The sequence below is a fragment of the Stutzerimonas sp. NM35 genome (assembly GCF_054604355.1).
The window spans coordinates 195,135-216,884 of the sequence record NZ_CM137728.1; the positions used below are offsets into that span (position 1 = coordinate 195,135).

At 53.7% G+C, this 21,750-nt stretch carries 18 protein-coding genes; 10 read left to right on the forward strand and 8 right to left on the reverse strand.

From position 1 onward, the window contains the following. The first annotated feature begins 11 nt into the window (after nucleotides 1-11). Nucleotides 12-1,001 carry an arsenic resistance protein gene (locus tag ACYCFC_RS00885; protein ID WP_459652878.1) on the forward strand — a complete coding sequence of 330 codons (990 nt, stop codon included), beginning with the start codon at nucleotides 12-14 and terminating at the stop codon, nucleotides 999-1,001. Nucleotides 1,002-1,294: 293 nt separating this feature from the next. On the opposite strand, the gene ACYCFC_RS00890 is transcribed toward ACYCFC_RS00885, so the two are convergent. Continuing rightward, nucleotides 1,295-2,008, reverse strand: a complete 714-nt coding sequence (locus ACYCFC_RS00890; protein ID WP_181086775.1) for an SOS response-associated peptidase family protein — start codon at nucleotides 2,006-2,008, stop codon at nucleotides 1,295-1,297. Nucleotides 2,009-2,090: 82 nt separating this feature from the next. On the opposite strand from ACYCFC_RS00890, the gene ACYCFC_RS00895 reads away from it, so the two are divergent. Both ACYCFC_RS00895 and umuC read left to right on the forward strand, forming a co-directional pair. Further along, entirely contained in the window at nucleotides 2,091-2,522 is a 432-nt protein-coding gene (locus tag ACYCFC_RS00895; RefSeq protein WP_096269040.1) for a LexA family protein, read from the forward strand. After that, nucleotides 2,509-3,789: a translesion error-prone DNA polymerase V subunit UmuC gene (gene umuC / locus ACYCFC_RS00900; RefSeq protein WP_459652879.1), complete on the forward strand. Its 1,281-nt coding sequence runs from the start codon at nucleotides 2,509-2,511 to the stop codon at nucleotides 3,787-3,789. Before ACYCFC_RS00895 ends, umuC begins: the two co-directional genes overlap by 14 nt. A 115-nt stretch (nucleotides 3,790-3,904) precedes the next feature. On the opposite strand, the gene ACYCFC_RS00905 is transcribed toward umuC, so the two are convergent. Continuing rightward, a complete protein-coding gene (locus ACYCFC_RS00905; RefSeq protein ID WP_096269038.1) occupies nucleotides 3,905-4,264 on the reverse strand; it encodes a histone-like nucleoid-structuring protein, MvaT/MvaU family in 360 nt (119 codons plus the stop codon). 464 nt (nucleotides 4,265-4,728) lie between these two features. Beyond that, complete coding sequence (locus ACYCFC_RS00910) at nucleotides 4,729-5,421, reverse strand: TetR/AcrR family transcriptional regulator (RefSeq protein ID WP_064613865.1); 693 nt, start codon at nucleotides 5,419-5,421, stop codon at nucleotides 4,729-4,731. A 567-nt stretch (nucleotides 5,422-5,988) separates the two neighbouring features. Here ACYCFC_RS00910 and tatA point away from each other — a divergent pair. Next, nucleotides 5,989-6,216, forward strand: coding sequence for a twin-arginine translocase TatA/TatE family subunit (tatA, locus tag ACYCFC_RS00915; protein ID WP_064613864.1), 228 nt, complete (start codon nucleotides 5,989-5,991; stop codon nucleotides 6,214-6,216). Nucleotides 6,217-6,687: 471 nt separating this feature from the next. On the opposite strand, the gene ACYCFC_RS00920 is transcribed toward tatA, so the two are convergent. The 5 genes from ACYCFC_RS00920 to ACYCFC_RS00940 all read right to left on the reverse strand — a co-directional run bounded on the left by ACYCFC_RS00920 (nucleotide 6,688) and on the right by ACYCFC_RS00940 (nucleotide 13,070). Then, entirely contained in the window at nucleotides 6,688-7,719 is a 1,032-nt protein-coding gene (locus ACYCFC_RS00920) for an XdhC family protein (protein WP_256049162.1), read from the reverse strand. Between the two features lie 6 nt (nucleotides 7,720-7,725). Next, nucleotides 7,726-8,328, reverse strand: a complete 603-nt coding sequence (locus tag ACYCFC_RS00925) for a nucleotidyltransferase family protein (RefSeq protein ID WP_064613878.1) — start codon at nucleotides 8,326-8,328, stop codon at nucleotides 7,726-7,728. Between the two features lie 3 nt (nucleotides 8,329-8,331). Then, a complete protein-coding gene (locus ACYCFC_RS00930) occupies nucleotides 8,332-10,677 on the reverse strand; it encodes an FdhF/YdeP family oxidoreductase (protein WP_064613877.1) in 2,346 nt (781 codons plus the stop codon). Nucleotides 10,678-10,989: 312 nt separating this feature from the next. Beyond that, nucleotides 10,990-11,886: a LysR family transcriptional regulator gene (locus ACYCFC_RS00935; RefSeq protein ID WP_064613876.1), complete on the reverse strand. Its 897-nt coding sequence runs from the start codon at nucleotides 11,884-11,886 to the stop codon at nucleotides 10,990-10,992. Nucleotides 11,887-12,089: 203 nt separating this feature from the next. After that, nucleotides 12,090-13,070, reverse strand: coding sequence for an IS5-like element ISPst5 family transposase (locus ACYCFC_RS00940; protein WP_181086770.1), 981 nt, complete (start codon nucleotides 13,068-13,070; stop codon nucleotides 12,090-12,092). 304 nt (nucleotides 13,071-13,374) lie between these two features. On the opposite strand from ACYCFC_RS00940, the gene ACYCFC_RS00945 reads away from it, so the two are divergent. The 6 genes from ACYCFC_RS00945 to ACYCFC_RS00970 all read left to right on the forward strand — a co-directional run bounded on the left by ACYCFC_RS00945 (nucleotide 13,375) and on the right by ACYCFC_RS00970 (nucleotide 21,694). Further along, nucleotides 13,375-15,726 carry a xanthine dehydrogenase family protein molybdopterin-binding subunit gene (locus ACYCFC_RS00945; RefSeq protein WP_181086769.1) on the forward strand — a complete coding sequence of 784 codons (2,352 nt, stop codon included), beginning with the start codon at nucleotides 13,375-13,377 and terminating at the stop codon, nucleotides 15,724-15,726. Further along, on the forward strand, nucleotides 15,686-16,543 hold the full coding sequence (locus tag ACYCFC_RS00950) for an FAD binding domain-containing protein (protein WP_082916847.1): 858 nt from the start codon (nucleotides 15,686-15,688) through the stop codon (nucleotides 16,541-16,543). The genes ACYCFC_RS00945 and ACYCFC_RS00950 overlap by 41 nt, the downstream gene beginning before the upstream one ends. After that, nucleotides 16,540-17,718 carry a 2Fe-2S iron-sulfur cluster-binding protein gene (locus ACYCFC_RS00955; RefSeq protein ID WP_256050246.1) on the forward strand — a complete coding sequence of 393 codons (1,179 nt, stop codon included), beginning with the start codon at nucleotides 16,540-16,542 and terminating at the stop codon, nucleotides 17,716-17,718. The genes ACYCFC_RS00950 and ACYCFC_RS00955 overlap by 4 nt, the downstream gene beginning before the upstream one ends. Nucleotides 17,719-17,826: 108 nt before the next feature. Then, nucleotides 17,827-19,164 (forward strand): MFS transporter, encoded by a 1,338-nt coding sequence (locus ACYCFC_RS00960; protein ID WP_181086766.1) that lies wholly within the window; start codon nucleotides 17,827-17,829, stop codon nucleotides 19,162-19,164. Between the two features lie 206 nt (nucleotides 19,165-19,370). Continuing rightward, nucleotides 19,371-20,552 (forward strand): 6-hydroxy-3-succinoylpyridine 3-monooxygenase HspB, encoded by a 1,182-nt coding sequence (gene hspB / locus ACYCFC_RS00965; protein ID WP_064613869.1) that lies wholly within the window; start codon nucleotides 19,371-19,373, stop codon nucleotides 20,550-20,552. A 179-nt stretch (nucleotides 20,553-20,731) separates the two neighbouring features. Then, nucleotides 20,732-21,694 carry an alpha/beta fold hydrolase gene (locus ACYCFC_RS00970; protein ID WP_181086765.1) on the forward strand — a complete coding sequence of 321 codons (963 nt, stop codon included), beginning with the start codon at nucleotides 20,732-20,734 and terminating at the stop codon, nucleotides 21,692-21,694. Nucleotides 21,695-21,750: the final 56 nt, after the last annotated feature.

A 21,750-nucleotide genomic window follows, 5' to 3' on the forward strand; every position in this document is an offset into this window, starting at 1 on the left:
TTGAGAGAACCATGACTAGAGATGCACTAGAGCAGAACCAAGTACCGATCTACTTCATTGCAGTGATTGTCGCGGCGATTGGTGGTCTGCTTGCTCCAAGTACCGCCCAGGGATTGTCGGCCTTGGTGACACCCACCATCGCGGTTCTGATGTACGCGATGTTTCTCCAGATTCCGTTCCTGAACATCAAGGACGGCTTACGCAACAAGTCATTTATGGCCGCGCTTCTGGCCGCCAACTTCGTGTTGATTCCCATGCTGGTTTGGGGGCTGACCCGCTTCCTGGAAGGGCATCCCGCCATCTTGGTCGGCGTGCTACTGGTATTACTGACTCCCTGTATCGATTACGTGGTCGTTTTCACTCACATTGGCCGGGGTGACTCACGCTTGATCCTTTCGGCGACCCCGATTCTGCTACTGTTTCAGCTCGCTCTTCTACCGCTCTACCTAGGACTTATGTTGAGTGGTACTTCTGAAGTGGTCGTGTCGATAGGCCCATTCGTTGAAGCCTTTCTGGCCCTTATCGTTGCCCCGCTGATCCTGGCGTTGCTGACCGAAGCCTTGGTCCTGCGCTCCTCGGCGGTGAGGACATGGGCTGATGCCTGGGCCTGGCTGCCGGTGCCGGCGATGGCCGCGGTGCTGTTTGTAGTGGTTGGCTCGCAGTTCGCGCCTGTAGTGAAGGAGATCGACAGGCTTGCACCAGTACTGCCGATCTACCTTGCCTTCGCTCTAGTAGCGCCTGTGATCGGCGCCTTGGTCTCCAAAGCATTCAAACTGCCTGTTGGTGCCGCAAGGGCTGTGACCTTCAGCACCTCGACTCGAAACTCGCTGGTTGTTCTGCCTCTAGCGTTAGCCCTGCCGGAAGAGTTGCGGGGACTTGCCGCCGCAGCTGTGATCACTCAGACCCTTGTCGAACTGGTGGCCGAACTGGTCTATGTCCGAGCAGTGCCGGCATTCCTCTGCCGTGATAACGGGAAGGCTATCGAACCGGCTAGCAGTTGAAATCAATCTAGTAAGTCAGCTGTTACTCGTGGCTGGTGAGGCAAAGCCTAATTGCTGATGACCGCTTTTGGCCGTAAGCGGAAGCTGGGCTATCTGCCCCTAGAGCGGTGGGTTCAAGTTCGCTGTTCGGAATTTAGCGAATTCCCTAGCTCACTTTTCTAAGCTATGGCGCCTCACCGTAGCTTTAGCCCATGCAGTGGCGAGCTAGAAAAAAGCTGGCATTTGATTTGGTCGTCACTAACGGCCATCGGAGCGAAACGCCTTTCATCTCGCCGAAAAGCGTCCTGGCTAATTTATACCAGTGGCTGGTCGATCCTATCGATAAGTTCGGGCCCCTCATTCAGCACGTTCCCGACGGCCTTGCCCACCGGATGCCACTCGAACTCCTCCGCGCACAAACCATGCTCTAGCGCGAGCTTTTCTGCTTCGCGCGGCGGCAAATGCGGGTCTATCCATCGCGCGGCGTACTGCGGCGATAAAACCAAAGGACGCCGATCGTGAATGTCGAGCATGCCGGCACCGCTGAATGACGTAATGACAACAAAGCCGTCGCCGTCTCGCGGTACCAGCGAGCCGCCTCGTTGAAACCGCCCAAGCGCTGCGAAGAACATCGGCTCGCCGCTACGCAGCGTGATGTAGTAGGGCTGCTTGATCTTCGGGTTGGCCGCGTCCTTCTTCCACTCGTACCAACCATCAGCGGGCACTATTGCGCGACCGGTTTGCCAGATGTCGCGAAAAAACCTGCTAGTTGCGGCCGTTTCCACCCTGGCATTTATCGCTGATGGTCGTTTCCCCTGTGCCCACGACGGGGCATAACCCCACTTGACTGGCTCCATGCGCAGCCCATCATCGTCCTGGTGCAGGAGCTGAACCATTGATTGCGGACACACGTTGTAGCGTCCGATCGGCTCAGGATTCACGCCGCCACGCAAGGGCAAAGGTAGCTGCACCGCGATCTTGTCCAGATATTCATAAGCGATTCGGTACTGAGCGAAACGTCCACACATGGGTGCCCCCGCACATCTGGTTCAATTGACCGGGCTCTAGCCTCAGAATACTGTATGCGCATACAGTTATGAGGTCTGTACCATGCCCGTCCACATATTGGGACCTGCTGCTCCCACCACAATTGCACTGCCGTTTTTCAGTTTCTGCGTGCCCGCGGGATTCCCGAGCCCAGCGCAGGACCACATGGAGGGGAGCATCTCGCTCGACGAGCTGATGAACATCCGAGCTCCGCATACCTACCTGGCGCGTGCAGACGGGGAGAGCATGATCCAGGTCGGCATTTTCGACCGAGACATTCTGATCATCGACCGGGGACGAGAGGCCGAGAAAGGGGAGGTGATCATCGCGGCGCTGAATAACGAGCCTCTGGTCAAGATTTTCGACCGAGCCGGCAGCCAGGTCATTCTGCGCTCGGCCAATCCGAAGTTCCCGCCGCGGTACCTCCTCGAAAGCGAAGAACTCTACGTATGGGGCGTGGTGTCATACAGCATCCGAATCCATGGCAAGTACTGAGCGGGCAATCGCCCTCATCGATTGCAACTCGTTCTACGCCAGCTGCGAGCGTGTCTTCCGACCAGACTTGCGCCGTACGCCTATCGTCGTGCTTTCGAACAATGACGGCTGCGTAATCGCGCGCTCAACCGAGGCAAAGCAGCTCGGTATCAAGATGGGCGTGCCGTATTTTCAGATCCGGCGCGACCTGGAGCGTTTGGGCGTTGTGGTGTTTTCCAGCAACTACGCACTGTACGGCGATATGAGCGAGCGCGTCATGACGGTCATCGAGAGCCTGGTGCCTGCGGTTGAGGTGTACTCAATCGACGAGTCGTTTGCCGACCTTACCGGTGTGCCAGACGTCGAAGTGCTCGGCAGGCGGATCCGCGCTGAGGTACTGCGCAGCACGGGTATCCCGGTCGGGGTGGGCATTGGGGGGACCAAGACGCTCGCCAAGTTGGCGAACCATTCAGCGAAGCGCTGGCAGAAGCAGACGGGTGGGGTAGTGGACCTTCTCGACCCGGTGCGGCGCGACAAGGTGCTGCGCGTGACTGACGTCGGCGATGTATGGGGTGTCGGTCGCCGGATGACCGAGCACCTGAACAGGTTGGGCATACGTACTGCTTGGGATCTAGCCAGCGCGGATGCCTGGACCCTGCGCAAAAAATTCAGCGTGGTCATCGAGAAAACCGCACGCGAACTGCGCGGGACGCCGTGCCTCGATCTGGAGGACTTCGCGCCATCCAAACAGGAAATCTGCTCCTCGCGGATGTTCGGCAAGCGCTTGCGCGAGCTGGAGCCAATCAAGGAGGCAGTGGCGGCATACGCTGCTAGGGCCAGCGAGAAGCTGAGGGGCCAGCAGTCACTGTGCAAGCGTGTCCGAATCAGCATCCGGACCGGCATGTTCAATCCCGACGAGCCTAAGTTTGCGAAAGGCGTGGTGTGTGAGCTGCCGTATCCCACCGACGACACCCGATACATCGTCCGAGCGGCGATCGCCGGTTTGGAGCACATCTATCGCGAGGGATTTTCGTTCAGCAAGGCCGAGGTCCTGCTAATGGACCTGTGCCAGCGTGGCGAGTACACCGGTGATCTATTCTCCCAAACTCAACCTGCTGCCTCGGAGCGCGTTATGGGGGTGCTCGATGCAATCAACGCCAAGTGGGGCCGCAACACCCTCCGGCCAGGCCGTGTAACCACCGCGCCGGACTGGGGCATGCGACGGGAGATGATGAGCCAAAGTTTCACAACCAGGCTGGATCAGTTATGGGTGGTGCGTTGCAACTAGCCGAGTGGATGCGACGGCCGGTGAATTTCCAAGTGTCGGTTGTAGTGCGATTTGCTTGGCGCTGAAAGCGGATAGATAAAAGCCAGGCATTGCCTCTTGTGTTGGACGGGATAGCTTACTGAAGCCAACCCTCCACCTTGTCGGCGCCGTGCTTTTCTTTCCAGGCTTTCAAAATCTTATGGTTGCCACCTTTCGTTTCTACGACTTCTCCAGTTTCTGGGTTCTTGTAAACCTTGAGTTGACGCTGCCGGCGAGGTGCTTGAGACACCAGCGTGGTGCTGGTGCGGCTGGACTGCGGATCCAGTATTGAAATAATTTCGCGCAGGCCTACGTCATATTTCCCCATCAAATTGCGGAGTTTTTCCTCGAACTCTATTTCGCGCTTGAGTTTGTCGTCATTCCTAAGAGCATCAAGCTGCTTGAGCTGGGCTGCGAGCTGGGCTTCTAGAGCTTTGAATTCGGCGAGTTTGGACATGAGTACCCTTCTGAGAACGACGCTGCTGTGTTGTGTCTCAGTCTACCGTTTGGACATGAAGGAAACATCTGTCTTTCAAAGTCGAGCTGATCTTTGAGTTTGTGCGCCGCTGCCTTACACACCCGCAACAATCAGTCAACGGCTGATCCAGGCCTAACAAAACCGCAAGCCCAAAAGCCGCTGCAACTAGTCAATCGCTCCGCCATGCGCCGTTTAGATGCTTTTTTGCAGCGCACCTACAAATTCAATATGGCTTAACACTAACGCGGCGCTTTTACAGGTCCAACGGCGGCCGAGCGACACCGAAAACCGGGTGACAGCGTTCATCGCCGACCCGGTCGGCGAGCCAAAAAAGTGCATTGCATGTAGTCGCCGCTACAGATTATAAAAGTAGCTTCTTCAGAGAATTGCCTGACACCATCGATCACGGGAATTCTCCACCATATCGGTACCTCAGGCGCGCTTTACTTGAGCGCGTTGATTCCACCGGCTATAAACAACGTCATTTTTTCAATCATGTCATCTTCTGATTCTGCGTGGACGCTTCCGTCCGTAAGCTCACCGATACGATCGACACCTCTTAGCATATAAAGAATCATTGAGATCATGAACACAGCCCCCCAGCTAATAGCGACGCGATGCTCCTTACCTTCGCAAGCCATCATCTCTTTTATATAAGCCTTAATGGCTTCATCATATAACTCCTTCCTTAACGGCACAGTAACCTCGTCAGGCTCACTTACTAAACGGGACTGCAACCGCGCAAAGTACTTCCATGCCTCCCCCCCATCTCTGTGTTCGAATTGCGGCTTAAGGTAAGTTCTAATTATATCCGAAATCTCATAATCGGATCCCCCCGCTTTCAAATCATCGAGGTATTGCTGACGATTTCTAGCGATATCCGCCAGGCCCCTCCTATAAATTTCTAAAAAAAGATTCTGCTTCGTTCCATAATAATATGTGATAAGCGCTTGAGTTACGTTAGCTTGCTGAGCTATTTGTTTGAGGCTAGTCCCCAAGTACCCTTGCATAGCAAAAAGCTTTTCGGCCTCGTTTAGAATAAGCTCTTTATTTTCGACTTCACCGAGCTCTGAGAACCTTCTCCTACCGAGCCGGCTAACCTGTTTTTTTTCTGCACCCGCCTTCAATCCGGACATACTGCACCCTAGCTGAACACTTAACCTTTAATCGTTCATTATACCTCCGACAAATGAAAAACTGAATATTTTTCTTCCAGCAACCACTACGACCCGAGCAGAGGCCGGGTTAATAAACCAACAGAGATTGCAATTAAAAATTCAAATTTCAACAAGTTACTCCATACGCACTAGTTAAATTGCGCATAGCCACAATTTGCTCATTTAATTTTTTGGTTTAGCAAGTTTAGTAACTCGATATACAGAACCACGTTCGTGCTGGCGTTTAATACTGCATAGACATAACAAAAAAGTTGCGTTTAGAAACACCGGACCACTGAACAACCCCGCCTGTATTGATCAGTGTGACGGCCCGTTAAGCCCGCGGCAACGAGACTTCGCCATCCGGCCGAAATAAGTGAAAAAAAAGGCTGCTGCGGATGGCATTCACTGTAGCGAGCCTGTACCGTAAGGGTTCGACTACCGCTAGCAGTGCGTAACACCTCATAGTCGAAAACAGCGAAGCTTAGGGTCAGCGTCCGAGTCGCCTGCCCAAGTTTATGACATCGCATTTCGGAGAAACACAGCATGGGTCTTGGTGGAATTAGCGTCTGGCAGCTTCTCATCGTATTGCTCATCGTGGTTATGCTTTTTGGCAGTAAACGTTTGAAAGGGCTAGGCTCAGACATGGGGGAGGCGATAAAAGGATTTCGCAATTCAATGGGAGCGAGTGAGGATAAGCCAAGCGTGGAAAAGCAGAGCTTTACCTATAACGTGGAAGGGCAGAAGGCCGAAGAACCGGCAAAGAAGAGTTGAGGTGTCGACCTCAGTTACGCCTGAGCTAAATCTGGCTGAACAGCCAAGCGTAAATTAGTATCGGCACAGCTTTACATATGCTTGTGGTAGGCCGCGCGCCTTTGGCGGGACATGAAGGTCCCGCTCGCGCTGCTGTCTCGGCTGAGTCTTTATCGGTGTTTCTTACGCCACAGCTATCAACTGCTTTTTTGTTGGCATTTAGCCTACCGCGCCGGGTGCAATCGCCACAGCTTTGCTCGCCGTATCAATGTGGGCTTGTCTTCTGCTGAGCCGCCTGAGCGGGTACAAAAATTAACGGCCTAAACATAGTTACGCGCATGTGGAAAGTGGCGAAGCAGGACGCGGTAACTATGCTAAGTATGTGAAAGTGGGCGAAGCAATGATCTTAAAGCACGTAGCGTGCGGCCCAGATTCAAACAAAGTTATCGCCCGCCGCACCCGTCGATGCCGATATACAAATGTCATTAATTTTTACTCAGTTGCGGCGGCCTCTTGGGCAAGCTTGGCCTGATGAATTGACATTTCTACGGGCAGCGCAACGCCATTTTTGACTGCTATTATTTCAGCCATGACGCTGACCGCAATTTCTGCAGGGGTTTTGCTACCAATGTAGATACCCACGGGACCTCGAAGCCGCTTCAGCGAATGCTCCGTCTCGCCAAAATGGGTTATGAGCCGGTCACGACGGCTTCGGTTGTTGCGCCTAGAGCCGATTGCGCCAATGTAAAATGCTGGGCTCTGAAGTGCTTGTAGCAGTGCCAAGTCATCTAGCTTCGGATCATGGCTCAGCGCCACAATGCAAGTCCTAATATCTGGTCGAAACGCATAAACAGCATCGTCAGGCATAGCGGTGCTAATCTCCACGCCCGCGACTGACCAAGTATCGATGTACTCGCTTCGTGGATCGCAAATAGTTATTTTGAATCCATTGAACAGAGCCATTGTGGAGAGGTACTCCGCCAAGGCACCAGCTCCGATAATAAGCATTCGATAACCTGGGCCTAATGTATTTATTAGCTGGGCATCATTGAATTTCAGAGACTCAGGCTCCGCCGTATTCACAAGCCTAACGGAGCCATCAGTGAGCTGGACAATTCGCTTCACCAACTGACCAGTTTCCAGTCTGCTGACCAACTCGTCTAACGAGTCGCCTAACGAGCTGAGCGGTGGTATGAACTCCAAAACTAGTTCGAGAGTTCCTCCGCACGGCAATCCAAATCTGTGCGCCTCGTCAGCACTGACACCGTATCGAACTACCTGAGGGATCGAATTCGGAATGCCTCGTCCGCCGAATGCCTTCGTGTAGCAGTGAATTAGGTCATCCTCAATGCAACCGCCGGATACGCTTCCGACTGCACGACCATCATCGCGTAGGATCATCATGGAGCCAACGGGACGAGGAGATGATCCCCATGTTCTAACTACCGTGGCTAGCAGCACTCTGTGCCCTTCTGCCAGCCAGTCCCGCGCGGTGCGAAGCACCATGACGTCAATACTTTCCATAGCGCCTCATTGTGTTTGTTCGGCATGCTCGCGGAGACGAAGAATCTTCTCAACGCGAACAAGGTCTGTGATTGTGTCTACGTCTTCAGCAATGCCTATGTCCTCGACCGCCAAGTCGAGGACATGACCAAGCGACTGATTGGCACGCACGATAGAACTGGCGCCATAATCAGCTGAGAGCGCTGCAAGATCGTGGTAAAGCTCACGCCTAAACGCCACAGGATGACCACGTCGCCCATCGCAGTGAGGGGCAACAATTAAGTTCTGGCTCAGACTATTCGCGACGAGGTGTAACGTGCCGGCCTGAATTAGCGGCAGATCTGCTGGGAGTATCAACCAGCCAGCCGCATCAGGTGTCGACCGGACACCTAGCGCTATGCTTTCGCCCATACCGCCAGTCCCACCATGAGGACGTACCAGTAGTGCTCGTAACCCGGACTCATCCACAGCCTTCATTACATGCCACAGCATTGGCTTAGCAGCTATAAGCGCTTCGAGTTTGTGGCAAGTGCCCCCAGAGGCCCTGAATCTCTCTCCTTTACCAGCCGCAAGTACAAGCACCGTGACCGTACTGAAATCGAACCGAGATGAAGCAGTCAATGCGTTCATGCATCATCCTTGAGCAATGGCTTCGATACGCCGGTTATGATTCGAAGCCGTACTAGGCATAAGTTTGATGGCTATGAACTTCGATGTAGGGGTGTGACTGCCGATACCAATGCTCTCAAGAGGTACCAATGGGTTGGTTTCGGGGTAGTAAGCGGCTGCCTGCCCTGCCGGGATGTCGAAGGCGAGCAGAGCGAAGTCGTTCACACGCCGTTCAACACCGTCGCTCCAGAGGGACAGCAAGTCGACTTTTTGCCCTGATGTGTAGCCCAGGCGAAGTATGTCGGCCTCGTTGGCGAAGATGACGCGGCGCTGGCCTTTGACGCCGCGGTAACGATCATCGAGACCATAAATGGTGGTGTTGTACTGGTCATGCGAACGCAGCGTCTGCAGGATCAGATCGGGCTGCTGACCGCTCAGGCGAACCTGCTCCGGTAGCAGATCCGTCGGGATCGGATTGGCTTTGAAACGCGCCTTGCCGGTCGGAGTATTCCAGCGTCGTGCGCCGGCCATGTTGCCCAGATAGAAGCCGCCCGGATGTTGGAGGCGCTGGCTGAAGTCGGCAAAGCCGGGAATGGTATCGGCGATCAGGTCGCGGATGCGGTCGTAATCGGTGATCAGCGCCTCCCAGTCCACCGGATGATTACCGATTGTCGCCTTGGCGATGCCGGCGACGATCGCTGGCTCCGAGCGCATCAACGCCGACAGCGGCTGCAGCTGGCCGAAGGAGGCGTGGATCATGCTGAAGGAATCTTCCACGGTGACGCTCTGTGGGCCGTTGGCCTGCCAATCAATATCGGTACGGCCAAGGCACGGCAGGATCAGCGCATCGCGCCCGATGGTCAGGTGGCTGCGGTTGAGCTTGGTGCTGATCTGGACGGTCAGATCGCAATTCTGCAACGCCAGGTGGGTGCGTCGGCTGTCGGGCGTGGCCTGGGCGAAATTGCCGCCCAGGCCAATGAAGACCTTGGCGCGACTTTCGAGCATGGCCTGGATCGCCTCGACGGTGTTGTGGCCGTTCTCGCGGGGCACCTTGAAAGCAAAGCGTTTCTCCAGTGCGTCCAGCAGCGCGGCCGGCGGCCGTTCGTTGATGCCCATGGTGCGGTCGCCTTGCACGTTGCTGTGCCCGCGCACCGGACAGAGCCCAGCGCCTCGGCGACCGAGGTTGCCACGTAGCAGCTGCAGGTTGGCGATCTCCTGGATGGTCGCCACGGAGTGATGATGCTGGGTGATGCCCATGGCCCAGCAGATGATCACCCGCTCGGCCTGCCGATACAGTTGTGCAGCCTGTTGGATGTCAGCCAGGCTCAGTCCCGACTGTGCTTCGAGCTGCGCCCAAGGTGTTGCGTCCAGCACCGCCAGATAGGCGTCGAGGCCATCGGTATGTTCGTTGATGAACGCATGATCGAAGACCGCTGGCTCTCCCTGGTCCTGCGCCTCACGCTCCCATTGCAGGAGAAATTTCGCGATCCCGCGCAAGGCGGCCATGTCGCCGCCCAGGGCCGGTCGGAAAAATGCGGTATTGAGCGGTGCGGAGCCGTTGCTGAGCATTTCCAGCGCGTGCTGTGGATGCTGGAAGCGCTCCAGACCACGTTCCTTGAGCGGGTTGAAGCAGGCCACCTGCGCGCCGCGTTTAACCGCTTCGCGTAGCGGTTCGAGCATTCGCGGATGGTTGGTGCCGGGGTTCTGACCGAGCACGAAAATGGCGTCGGCGTGTTCGAAATCGGCAAAGGTTACGGTGCCTTTACCGACGCCCACGCTCTGGCCAAGGGCGACGCCGCTGGCTTCGTGGCACATATTCGAGCAATCGGGAAAATTATTGCTGCCGTAGGCGCGAACGAACAGCTGGTAGAGAAACGCCGCCTCGTTGCTGGCCCGGCCTGACGTATAAAACTCCGCCTGTTGCGGACTGTCGAGACGCTTCAGCTGTTCGCCGATCAGGTTGAACGCGGCGTCCCAGCTCACCGGCACGTAGTGGTCGCTGGCCCGGTCGTAGCGCATCGGTTCGGTCAGGCGGCCCTGGTATTCGAGCCAGTAATCGCTCTGCGCGCGTAACTGGCTGACGCTATAGCGGGCAAAGAAACCCGCATCGACACGACGCTTGGTGGCTTCCCAGTTCACCGCTTTGGCGCCGTTCTCGCAGAACTTTATGCGGCCGTCTTCAGGCGAATCACCCCAGGCGCAGCCAGGACAGTCGAAACCGCCATGCTGGTTTGTCTTGAGCAACGCACGGAGATTCTTGAACGGTTGTTTGCTTTCGAGCCAGGCGCGACCGACGCTGCGCAACGCCCCCCAACCAGCGGCTGCGCCAGCATACGGTCGATAACGAGGTCCTTCAGGTTGTAGGCTCATGGCGCACTCCGTCGTAACCAGGGTTTGTCTGTCGGATTATCAAAGTACGCCCTGCCGCGCCGGGGATTCCAATGAGGCCAACAAAAGCGACGCAAAGTCCAACGGCCCATCGAACGTGATCGATAGGAAACACGATCGCGGGGCCCAGGCTGCCTTTCGAAGTATTCGCTCCAAATCGATAAACCATACCGATTAGCTGCTGGCGACCGAACCCCTAGCCTATGCGGCTGCTTGAACGGCGTCTAATCGTTACGCTTGATCCCTTGATCGAGCATATCTATTAAGATCAGCAGCCAAACCATGGGTTACGGGTCATGGGATCTGACTCCTGCCTAGCAGCGCCTGGGCTTCAGCGAAACAAGCGTCGCCAAGCGCCGAGCGAGGTGCGGTTCGCCGGAGAATAAGGCCTAGCGGGGCCAAAGTCTGAGCATCTTCAATGGTAACCAGGCGAAGATGCTGATGATGACCTTCCAAGCCGCTGTTCAGCGGTATCACTGCGCAGAATAAGCCAGCCTGAACAGACTGTAGGAGGATGTGCACAGCGTCGGTTTCCAGTAGTGGACTGACCGCAAGACCGCGGCTACGAAAGCCGTGATCAATCGATTGGCGAAAATGCATGCCGCCCGATAGCAGCCCCAACGGTAACCGGACGAGCGCTTCCCAGCCGAGCTCAGTCGTTTCGAAAGTGAAATAACGGTCGTCATAGAGCAATCCCATACGCGTTTCAGCCAGCTCTAGACTGGTGAAATGGGTCCGGTCAAGTGAGGTGAGGTACGACAGACCCAGCTCTAGCTGGTTGCTGCTGAGACGTTCAAGAATCTGTTCGCTACTCAACGCGAAAAGCTGGAAACGGAGATGCGGGTATTTTGCAGTAAAGATTGAGATTAACCGCATCGGATCGAACCCGCACAACGGTACGACCCCTAGACGCAAGGTGCCTACCAATTGCCCACGGCAGGCGGAGGCCTCCGCCTGTAATCCATCGTGCGCTGCGAGAAGCGTGCGGGCCCACGCAAGGATACGTTTGCCCTCGGGAGTAAAACCCTCGAAGCGCTGTCCTCGGTCCACTAGGGACAACCCCAGCTCCTGTTCTAGGCTGCGCAGCCTCATGGAAAGCGTAGGCTGAGTGATATGACAGAGCGAAGCCGCCTGTCCGAAATGGCGGGCCTCGTCGAGGGCCACAAGAAATTTAAGCTGCTTAATATCCATTAAAAGAACAATACCGTCTTACCAAAGCTCATTGTATTCAACGCCAGGAACGAGTTAGGGATGGTCTGAAGTAGTCAGGTATTTCTGGCTGACTCCAACCCTTGCCGATTTCAAAACGGTGATTCGGCTAAAAAACGATCAAATCATCCCCTCTTTCCGGATTTATAGCCGGCGCGAGCACCTCGCGCCGGCCATTTCCCGCATTACAGACGCACCTCTCCTGCATTCGTCAGCAAATGTCGGCGCGCCATCCACAGGTTCGACAGCGCGAACAGTGTCACCAACTGCGCGGTGTTCTTCGCCAGGCCACGGAAGCGTGTCTTCACGTAGCCGAATTGGCGCTTGATCACACGGAACGGGTGCTCGACTTTGGCGCGCACCTGGGCCTTGGATTTCTCGATCTTGCGCTTGGCTTTGTACAGCGCACTGCGCTTACTCAGCTTCTTGTACATACTGCGGCGGGCCGCAATCTGCCAGATCACCTCCCGGCCTTCATGTTCCGGGCGTTTCTCTACGCCGGTGTAACCCGCGTCGGCGCCGACCATGTTTTCCTTTCCATGCAGCAGTTTGTCGACCTGGGTAACGTCAGCAACGTTGGCTGCCGTCCCCACCACGCTGTGCACCAGACCTGACTCGGCATCCGCGCCGATGTGAGCCTTCATGCCGAAGTAATACTGGTTGCCCTTCTTGGTCTGGTGCATTTGCGGGTCACGCTTACCGTCCTTGTTCTTGGTCGAACTCGGCGCATGGATCAGCGTGGCATCGACGATGGTGCCCTGGCGCAGCGACAGGCCCCGATCGCCCAGGTAACCATTGATCACCGCCTGAATCCCGGCCGCCAACTCGTGCTTCTCCAGCAGGCGACGGAAATTGAGGATGGTGGTTTCGTCGGGAATACGCTCTAGGTTCAGCCCGGCAAACTGGCGCAAGATTGTGGTTTCGTACAGCGCCTCCTCCATCGCCGGATCGCTGTAGCCGAACCAGTTCTGCATCAAATGTACGCGCAGCATCGCCATCAGCTGATACGCCGGACGACCACCTTCACCCTTGGGGTAGTGCGGCTCGATCAGGGCAATCAAACCCTTCCACGGCACCACCTGATCCATCTCGATCAGGAACAACTCTTTGCGGGTCTGCTTGCGCTTGCCGGCGTACTCGGCGTCGGCGAAGGTCATTTGCTTCATCGGGAAACTCGGGCAACGGGATCGGCGTATTTCACCAGATTCGGGAAGTCTTTTTCAGACCATCCCTAACGAGCTTCAGGTCCGTGCGATCTGTGCCGAGATCTCGCCCTATTCGCGTGTGCTAACTACCTGCGCTGTCGGCCAGCAAACGTGACAGGCCGGGTATCGCATTGCGAAGCTGAAAATCCTATCGGCTGTGCTTGACACCATTAGGCAGTAATTATACCGTCATACATATAATAAATTGGCTGTCCCAGTTCGGGGATTGGCTTTGAGTCTTGCGCAAATGGGAGATACAGCCCCTATGACAAATTCAATCGGGTTGAGAGTCGAAAGGCGCGAGGATGAGCGACATCTTCAAGGGCGCGGGCGCTTCGTAGGAGACATCAGGCTCCCGGGTATGCTGGAAGTCGTTTTTGTTAGAAGTCCCGTCGCGCATGGCGTTATTCGCCAAATCATTAAGCCCAGATATTTGGAAAACCGGGTTTTTACGAATGCTGATCTTGTCGGGGTTCAGCCAATCACCACGCCAGTTACCACGCCCGGTTACCAACACAGCGAGTGCCCGGTTCTCGCCTCCGGCCGCGTAAGGTTTGTCGGCGAGCCGATCGCCGCTTGCGTGGCTCTCGACCGCGCTCAAGCGGAAGATTTAGCGGATGAAGTGCAGCTTGATATCGAAGAGATGTCGGCGCTCTCCACGGTTAGCCAGGCACTTGCACCCAATGCGCCGCTACTTCATGAAGGCTGGACAAATAACAGCTTTGTAGAAATGATAACTGAGGTGGATCTAGCTTCACTCGCACAAGAAGCGCCAGTTGTTGTTGACGTCGAGGTCGAGCTTTCACGTCAAACGATCCATCCACTCGAGGGAAGGGGGATCGTGGCGCATTGGGATTTCGAAGCGGACCAGCTGGTGCTCGCAATGTCGACACAGATCCCCCATCCGGTACGTAGCGGAATGGCCCAGTTCCTCGGAATTCCTGAATCAAAGATAAGGGTCACTCCACCAGACATTGGTGGTGGGTTCGGATATAAGCTTCAGCTCCTTCCCGAAGAAATTGTTGTTGCTTGGCTCGCGCTTAAGCATAGGACGCCTTTCCGTTGGGTAGAGGATAGGCGTGAGCATTTGGTGGCTGGGGCATGTACTCGACAAGCCAAGTACAAGCTGACTGGCTACGCGACCCCCGAAGGGCGGCTTGTTGGTTTGGATGCCGACATATGCATCGATAATGGCGCTTATTCCACCTGGCCATTCACGGCCGTTCTGGAAGGCTACTCCGCGCGAAGCAACTTACCTGGCCCGTATCAAATCACCCATTACCAATCACGGGTGAATGTCGTGGCTACCAATAAGCCCAGCTTTTGCCCGTACAGAGGTATCGCGCGGGTAGGTACATGCTTTGCGATTGAGTCAGTGATTGACGCGGTAGCTCACGCCGTTGGCCGTGAGCCGTGCGATGTTCGTGCGCTTAACTTGGTTCCGCCTGAGTCTATGCCGTTTCACGATGTTACGGGAAAAATGTTCGACGTTGGTGATTACGGAAAAAGCCTTCAACGCGCCCGAGAATTGATAGATTTCGACAAGTTCCGATCAGAGCAATCCTCTTGTTTGGCTTCGCCACGAACCTTAACAGGAATTGGCTTTGCAACGTTTTACGAGCAGACGGCTAACGGCGCGAGCTTCTTTTCATCTTGGGGTATGCCAGTTGTCCCCGGGTTAGATCAAGCAACTCTTAAAGTTAACGCTGATGGAACCCTGCAAGTGAAGCTGGGCCTCCAAGGTTTCGGTCAAGGGCTTGAGACCTCCCTTGCTCAAGTTGCGGCCACTGCGACCGGGTTTGAACTAAGCAAGATTCAGGTTCGTTTAGGGGATACCGAGCTAACACCTCATTCTGTCGGATCTTTCACATCCCGATCTGCAGTAATTGGCGCAGGCGCGATAGAGGCGGCATCCAAAGTTCTGAATCATAGGATTCGGACTGTCGCTGCGGGACTGCTAGGTGAAGTCAATCCCGATGACGTGGAGATTGACGAAGGGGCTGCTTACATCGGCGATCAAAGCGTCAGTTTTGAAGAAATCGCCCACATGTTCTATTTGAAACCGCATTTGCTTCCAACGTGTGCGCAGAATATCAAAAGCCTTGAGGTTACCGAAGGCTACAAAGTACCGGTTGATAGCGGAATCTTCGCTTATGGTACACACGCAGTTAAGGTTCAAGTCGATACAGAAACAGGTCAAGTTAATATTGTCGACTACGTAATTGTCGAGGACTGCGGAGAGCGTATTAACCCTATGATCGTGGAAGGCCAGACCATCGGTGGCGCCGCTCAAGGGATTGGTACAGCGCTTTTCGAAGAAAGTCCGTACGACGAGAACGGCCAACCACTTGCATCGACGCTACTAGATTACCTGCTTCCTGGCGCAGCGGAGGTGCCCCGCTTCCGGCTCGATCACCTCGTGAGTCCATCTCCGCATACAAGCTTTGGCGTGAAGGGTGCCGGTGAGTCCGGCACGATCCCTGCCGCAGCTGCGATTGCTAACGCAATAAACGATGCACTTTTACCGTTGGGGGCCAAAGTCCGCACTCTCCCAATGACGCCTCCACGGATACTAAATGCAATTGCAGCTGCGGGAGAAAATTATGAGGCCGTCTAAATTTGACTATGAGCGAGCCGACTCACTCTCAAGCGCTGTTGAAATGTTATCCGTTTCAGAGGGCATGGCGAAGCCAATGGCAGGAGGACAGTCCTTAGTGCCCATGATGAATCTTCGATTGGCGAGGCCAAATAATTTAGTTTCGATTCGCCGTTTACCAGAGCTGCAGGACATTCAAGAGGCGAAAAAAACTATCCGCATCGGCGCAGCGGTGACACATGCCGTACTAGAAGATCAGAATTCTGCAGACGTTACTGGCCGGTACCTCTCTTATGTCGCGAAAGGGATTGCGTACCGCGCCGTTCGAAACCGTGGAACCATAGGAGGCTCTTTGTGCCATGCCGATCCTGCAGCGGACTGGTTAACATCATTGAGCGCAATCGGTGCGGTTTGCAACATTCAGGGTGCTAAAGGGAAGCGCCAAGTCCCAGTGGAAGAGCTCATGATCGCTCCTTTCGTAAATGCTCTTGAGCGTAATGAAATCCTTGCGAGCATTGAGGTTCCGAAGCTATCAGCGACGGCTCGATGGGCTTATGTGAAGTTTTGCCAAAAAACCGGCGAATTCGCCAAGTCCATATGTGCGGTAGTTTTTGATCCATCAACAGGGGTATCGCGCGCATTTCTCGGAGGAATGGATGGACCGCCCTTATTCCTCAAGGAAACATCAAATCAGTTAGGCTCAGCCGACCCAGAAACGATGTTGAAAGTTGCGAAAAAGGAAATTCGAAGCAAGCTGCGGGAGGTTGAGGCTGATCGTCTAGCTATCCACCTGACAATGGTCGAAAGAGCTATAAGGCGGATTGAGGGTTACAAATGATGATTAACCAGGTTATTCCAGACCAGTCCGCGTGCTCTATCACGCTCACGGTAAATGGTGAAAAGATTGCCGCAACAGTCACGTCGAGAGATGTGCTTGCGGACGTTCTAAGAGAGCAGTTTCGCCTTACCGGCACACACCTCGGGTGCGATCAAGGAGTCTGTGGCGCATGCACGATTCTTATCGATGGCAAACCTCAGCGCTCATGTATTGCTTTTGCTGTTGATTGCGATGACTCAAATATCACCACCATTGAAGGGTTTCAAGATGACCCTACGATGTCCTATGTGAGGAAAGCTTTCCGTGAAAAGCACGCTTTGCAATGTGGGTTCTGCACCCCCGGCATGCTTATAACGGCACGCGATATTGTGTTGCGACTGGGAGACGTTGATGAAAATCGCATTCGGCGCGAATTAGCGGGGAATCTATGTCGGTGCACCGGCTATGTAGGAATAGTTGATGCGATTCGTTCAGTAAGTTGTGGAAAGGTGCCGACCGGTAGTGCAAGTCCGGTCGTGGTTCATCAGGAACGCGAGGCTATTCAGTCCGTTGCCAATGAAACTGACGAATCTTCGAAGCCTGAACCTAGCTTGAAGCGAGATGCTAAGGCCGACGACTTTCCAAACTCAATTTCACAGAGTGTGGAAATCGACCTCCCGCCAGATGAAGCATGGGCAGTTATGCGGGACCTTAAGACTGCCGCTAGCTGTATTCCTGGGGCAGAGGTTGTGAGCTTAACTGAACACGAAGTAACTGGAAAAATGCACATGGCTCTAGGCCCAATTAGGGCCCATTTCAATGGCGATGGAACTTACGAAATGAATGATGAACGCCGGGAAGGCTGGATGACGGTAGGGGGTCGGGATGCGTTGACTGGTTCCACCGCTACGGGTCGGATCATTTGGACGGTAAGACAAAACGGTGAGTCGGGCTCAGTCATAGATGTAGGTTTAGCATGGAAGCTCACCGGAGCGTTGGCTCAATTTGGGCGCGGCGGAATTGTCATCGAAACGGTTCGACGTCTTGCTTCTATGTTTGGAGAAAATCTAGAGCAACTGTTGCGCGAAGGAGCGTTAACTGAGCGAAAAAACGCGCCTGTCGGACTTCGGTCGCTTATCTGGCCGGTCATAAAATCTTGGGTAGCCGGACTTTTCAGACGAAACCCATCAGAATGATGCAATGCTGGTCCTTAACGTGTGGCCGAACTCTCAATTTAAAAGTGACGGGGTGGGCCGAGCTGTAGCCACGACTGTCATGGCTGAGTCCATAGGAAGACTAGTTAAATGTTAAATATTACAACAACAACAACTCCTAGCGAACCTGCACGCACCCAAGCACTGGGTGGTGTGCTGCGTACGCGCTCGATGATCGCTACTGGTCTTGGCAACATACTTGAGTGGTTCGACTGGACCATTTACGCAATTTTTGCATCATATATTGCGAAGGCGATGTTCGATCCGAGCGACCCAAGCTCCGCGCTCCTTTTAACATTGGCTATATTTGCAGTTGGATTTATTTCTCGCCCCCTCGGCGGGATCGTTTTCGGTACTCTCGCGGATTCATACGGTCGCAAAAGCGTACTGCTGATATCTATGGTGCTGATGGGTATCGGGAGTCTTATTATTACCCTCGCGCCGTCATATGAATCAATTGGAGGCGTGGCATCTTTGATTATCCTGGCGGCCCGATTGCTCCAAGGTTTCGCTCACGGGGGAGAGGCCACGGCTTCGTACACATATTTAGCGGAAATTGCACCTAAAGAGCGACGCGGCTTGTGGTCAAGCAGCATGTACTTCAGCGCTGGGCTGGGAAGTCTTCTAGCGTCCCTCGTAGGCGCATTCCTTACAAATGCTATATCCGCTGAAGATATGAATGCGTGGGGCTGGCGGATTCCTTTCGCATTGGGCGCGTTCCTTACCATTGTTGTCCTTTTTTTAAGGAGAAACATGATGGAGAGCGAAGTGCTTGAGGATTTTGCAACCAAAGCTAACAGCTCACGGTTAGCAGCAGAAACACCTAGGGAATGGACTAGCAAGAAAATTTTTCTGCGGTCGGTGGGTATTTTCTTCTACCAAGCCGGGGTAGGGATACCATTCTATATCTGGACTGGGTATGCGCTCGTGATTGCAATAACCCAGAGGGGAATGAATCCAAGTGATGCATTTACGGCAACTGTCCTAGCTCAGCTTGTATATTTGATTGCAGTACCGTGTTGGGGATACGTGTCCGACAAAATTGGCCGCAAACCTGTAACGATATTTTACTTCCTTTCCGTTGCCCTCTTGAACTATCCGGCTATGGCTATGATAACGGATCAGGCTTGGACGTTATTTGTGGCACAGGGCGGTATGCTCGCTTTGGTCGCATGTATAGGCGGGACAATGCCAGCGACTATCACTGAGCAAATCCCCACGAAATACCGAGCACGGGTAATGGGCGTTTCATTGTCAATTGGCGTTGCAGTCTTCGGAGGCACGGCTCCCTACCTCAACTCATGGTTAACGGAATTAAGCTACGGGTGGGTATATCATTTATACGTAGTGGCCATGGTCTTAGTAGGGGCTGCTGTGGTGGCATGCTGGAAAGAGACCAAGGGCATTGATCTCCGTTATGTCGGTTAAATAATCAAACCAGATAACTTTTCAACCACGCATTTTCTGAACTGAATGAAAAATAAGCCAGCCAACCTTGGTTTGACACACATATATATACGGCCATATAATTACGCTAACGGCCGGCTTACGTCATATGGGGGAGGCCGGATTCGTGCAATGCGTTTCGTTCATCCCGGTAGGGATCGGAAATCAAATTAATAAGAGGGTAAGTGATGAGTATTGATAAGCGCGTCATTATTGTCGGCGGCGGCCCGGTAGGGCTGCTAACTGCCTTGGGATTAGGCAAGGCGGGTGCGAATGTAACGGTACTAGAAGCTGAGAGTCAGCCCAGTGATAGCCCACGCGCGCTTGTTTACCACTTCCCGGTTTTGCCTCATCTTAAACGTCTAGGAGTGCTCGACGACTGCATAGCAGCAGGGTTAATGAGGCAGAACTTTGCATGGCGTGTGCACTCAACTGGCGAAATGATTTTCTGGGATCTTAAATGCCTCGAATCTGAGGTCGAGTTGCCATATGCGCTTCATTTAGGACAGGACAAGCTTTCTAAGATATTGATTAACCATCTTAAAGCCCTCCCAAATGTGGAAGTTCGGTATTCATCGCCCGTTGTTGATTATAAGATTAGTTCCCATTCGGTTCAGGTTGTACTTGGTGGTCAGTTCGCTGGACAAGTTATTGAGGGTGGATGGCTGGTTGGTGCCGATGGCGCTAACAGTTTTGTTCGGCAACAGGTCATGAAGCAAAACTTCTTTGGCATAACATGGCCGCAGCGATACGTTGCAACAAATACAAAGTTTGATTTCGACAGTCTAGGTTTTGGTAAAACCACCATGCAGGTGGATGACGTCTACGGGTCAGTTATATGCTGTATTGATAGTGATTCGCTATGGCGGGTCACTTTCATGGAGGATCCGAACTTACCCATGGATGGTATTTCAGACCGTATCGGTCAGATGTTCAACAAGCTTTTGCCGACTGACGATCCATATGAGGTGGTTGCCTATTCGCCGTACCGTATGCACCAGCGGGTTGCAGATACCATGCGCTTGGGTCGTGTTCTGTTAATTGGCGATGCAGCCCATTTGACTAATCCGACGGGAGGGCTTGGCCTAACGGGTGGTATGTTTGATGCGTTTGCGTTAACAGCTGCGCTAAATCAAATTATCCATGAAGGTCGTAGCGAAGAAGTCCTGGATGTTTTTGAAGCCGACCGTCGTAGAAAATTTATTGAGTTAGTTTCCCCGAGAGCCAGCGATAACCTTCGTAATTTGTATCACCAGAAGCAAGGTGTAGGCAAAGACGAGTGGGTGGACAACACTAGGGCTATCTCGAAAGATGTAGACAGAATGCGCGACGCACTCCGATTCCCAGAACACATGGAGACGTTCCTGTAATACGCGAAAGTTGATCGTGCCGGATTAGTGCTTTGCGGAACCCGGTCCGGCGCTATCGTTCGTTTTGGGTTTAGCGTCGCACAGTTCGTTGGCTGAGGGTGACAGACGGAAATGAACCTAGGCTTAGCTTAGCTTAGCTAAACTAAATCAAGTAATAGTGAGTAGGAGTGCTAGATATAATGCTAGACGAGCAGGCATTCAGAACCGCGCCGTCGACCAATCTTGAACTGGCCGACTTTGGTGGAATGTTTCTTACCAGTGCCCCGCTGTCGTGCAATGGTCGGAGTTTTCCAGGTATAAATGCTTACGTGCAATGGTTCAAACCTGTCAACCCTCATCCATTGTCTATTACGCTTGTACATGGTGGTGGTGGGCAAGGATCGGAATTTCTGACCACCCCTGACGGGCGCCCTGGGTGGGTACATGACTTTTTGAAAGCTGGCTTTTCGGTTTTTGTTCTAGACAGGCCGGGTCACGGCCGTAGTGGCTGGAATACTGATGTTTTAGGGCCCCATACACCTCATCCAGATTACGAAACTCTTTATCAAAGATTCGTCGATCCCAAAACTTTGGGTCTATGGGCACAAGCAGAAAGTCACGATCAATGGCCTGATCACGAGCCGCTTGCCGGTGATAGGTTCATGGCGAGCCAAGGTGTAATGGCCACAACCTTAACCGCAGCTCAACAACATGTAGAAGCGATTGCCCCGAAATTGTTTGAAGTCACCGGTGATACGATTTTGGTTTCGCATTCAGCAGGCGGGCCGTGTGGTTGGGCGCTGGCGGCTATCGGTGGGCATCGAGTCAAAGCCGTTGCTGCGGTAGAGCCGCTTGGATATCCGGGATTAGAGCATTCGTTTGGAGTATTTGATAACGGACTTTGCGCGGCGGAGCTGTCCGGTTCCCATGATCCTTTTGATAGGCCGATCTGCTTTGTGACAGGGCAGGCGACTTGGATGAGGGAAGCTAATAGTAAAGCTGTTAGTTATCTAAAAGATCTAAATTACGATGTCACTCATTTCCTTTTAGAGGAGCATGGGATTTTAGGGAACAATCACATGCTTATGTCAGAAAAAAACAGCAGTGACATCGCGCGCTTACTTGTTTCATGGTTTGAAGGGTCGGTAATGACAGCTCAATAGACAGTCGCTGCCAAGTACGAGAGCGATACTTTAGCTGTTTAGCGCTGCCGGTCGGT

What these genes read in the sequence shown, in the direction of transcription:
- ACYCFC_RS00895 (WP_096269040.1), top strand. Translation starts at nt 2,091, where the DNA reads ATGCCCGTCCACATATTGGGACCTGCTGCTCCCACCACAATTGCACTG.
- ACYCFC_RS00920 (WP_256049162.1), bottom strand. Translation starts at nt 7,719, where the DNA reads ATGGAAAGTATTGACGTCATGGTGCTTCGCACCGCGCGGGACTGGCTG.
- ACYCFC_RS00940 (WP_181086770.1), bottom strand. Translation starts at nt 13,070, where the DNA reads ATGAAGCAAATGACCTTCGCCGACGCCGAGTACGCCGGCAAGCGCAAG.
- ACYCFC_RS00930 (WP_064613877.1), bottom strand. Translation starts at nt 10,677, where the DNA reads ATGAGCCTACAACCTGAAGGACCTCGTTATCGACCGTATGCTGGCGCA.
- ACYCFC_RS00950 (WP_082916847.1), top strand. Translation starts at nt 15,686, where the DNA reads ATGCAATTGCAGCTGCGGGAGAAAATTATGAGGCCGTCTAAATTTGAC.
- ACYCFC_RS00935 (WP_064613876.1), bottom strand. Translation starts at nt 11,886, where the DNA reads ATGGATATTAAGCAGCTTAAATTTCTTGTGGCCCTCGACGAGGCCCGC.
- ACYCFC_RS00970 (WP_181086765.1), top strand. Translation starts at nt 20,732, where the DNA reads ATGCTAGACGAGCAGGCATTCAGAACCGCGCCGTCGACCAATCTTGAA.
- tatA (WP_064613864.1), top strand. Translation starts at nt 5,989, where the DNA reads ATGGGTCTTGGTGGAATTAGCGTCTGGCAGCTTCTCATCGTATTGCTC.
- ACYCFC_RS00910 (WP_064613865.1), bottom strand. Translation starts at nt 5,421, where the DNA reads ATGTCCGGATTGAAGGCGGGTGCAGAAAAAAAACAGGTTAGCCGGCTC.
- ACYCFC_RS00955 (WP_256050246.1), top strand. Translation starts at nt 16,540, where the DNA reads ATGATGATTAACCAGGTTATTCCAGACCAGTCCGCGTGCTCTATCACG.
- umuC (WP_459652879.1), top strand. Translation starts at nt 2,509, where the DNA reads ATGGCAAGTACTGAGCGGGCAATCGCCCTCATCGATTGCAACTCGTTC.
- ACYCFC_RS00885 (WP_459652878.1), top strand. Translation starts at nt 12, where the DNA reads ATGACTAGAGATGCACTAGAGCAGAACCAAGTACCGATCTACTTCATT.
- hspB (WP_064613869.1), top strand. Translation starts at nt 19,371, where the DNA reads ATGAGTATTGATAAGCGCGTCATTATTGTCGGCGGCGGCCCGGTAGGG.
- ACYCFC_RS00925 (WP_064613878.1), bottom strand. Translation starts at nt 8,328, where the DNA reads ATGAACGCATTGACTGCTTCATCTCGGTTCGATTTCAGTACGGTCACG.
- ACYCFC_RS00945 (WP_181086769.1), top strand. Translation starts at nt 13,375, where the DNA reads ATGACAAATTCAATCGGGTTGAGAGTCGAAAGGCGCGAGGATGAGCGA.
- ACYCFC_RS00960 (WP_181086766.1), top strand. Translation starts at nt 17,827, where the DNA reads ATGTTAAATATTACAACAACAACAACTCCTAGCGAACCTGCACGCACC.
- ACYCFC_RS00890 (WP_181086775.1), bottom strand. Translation starts at nt 2,008, where the DNA reads ATGTGTGGACGTTTCGCTCAGTACCGAATCGCTTATGAATATCTGGAC.
- ACYCFC_RS00905 (WP_096269038.1), bottom strand. Translation starts at nt 4,264, where the DNA reads ATGTCCAAACTCGCCGAATTCAAAGCTCTAGAAGCCCAGCTCGCAGCC.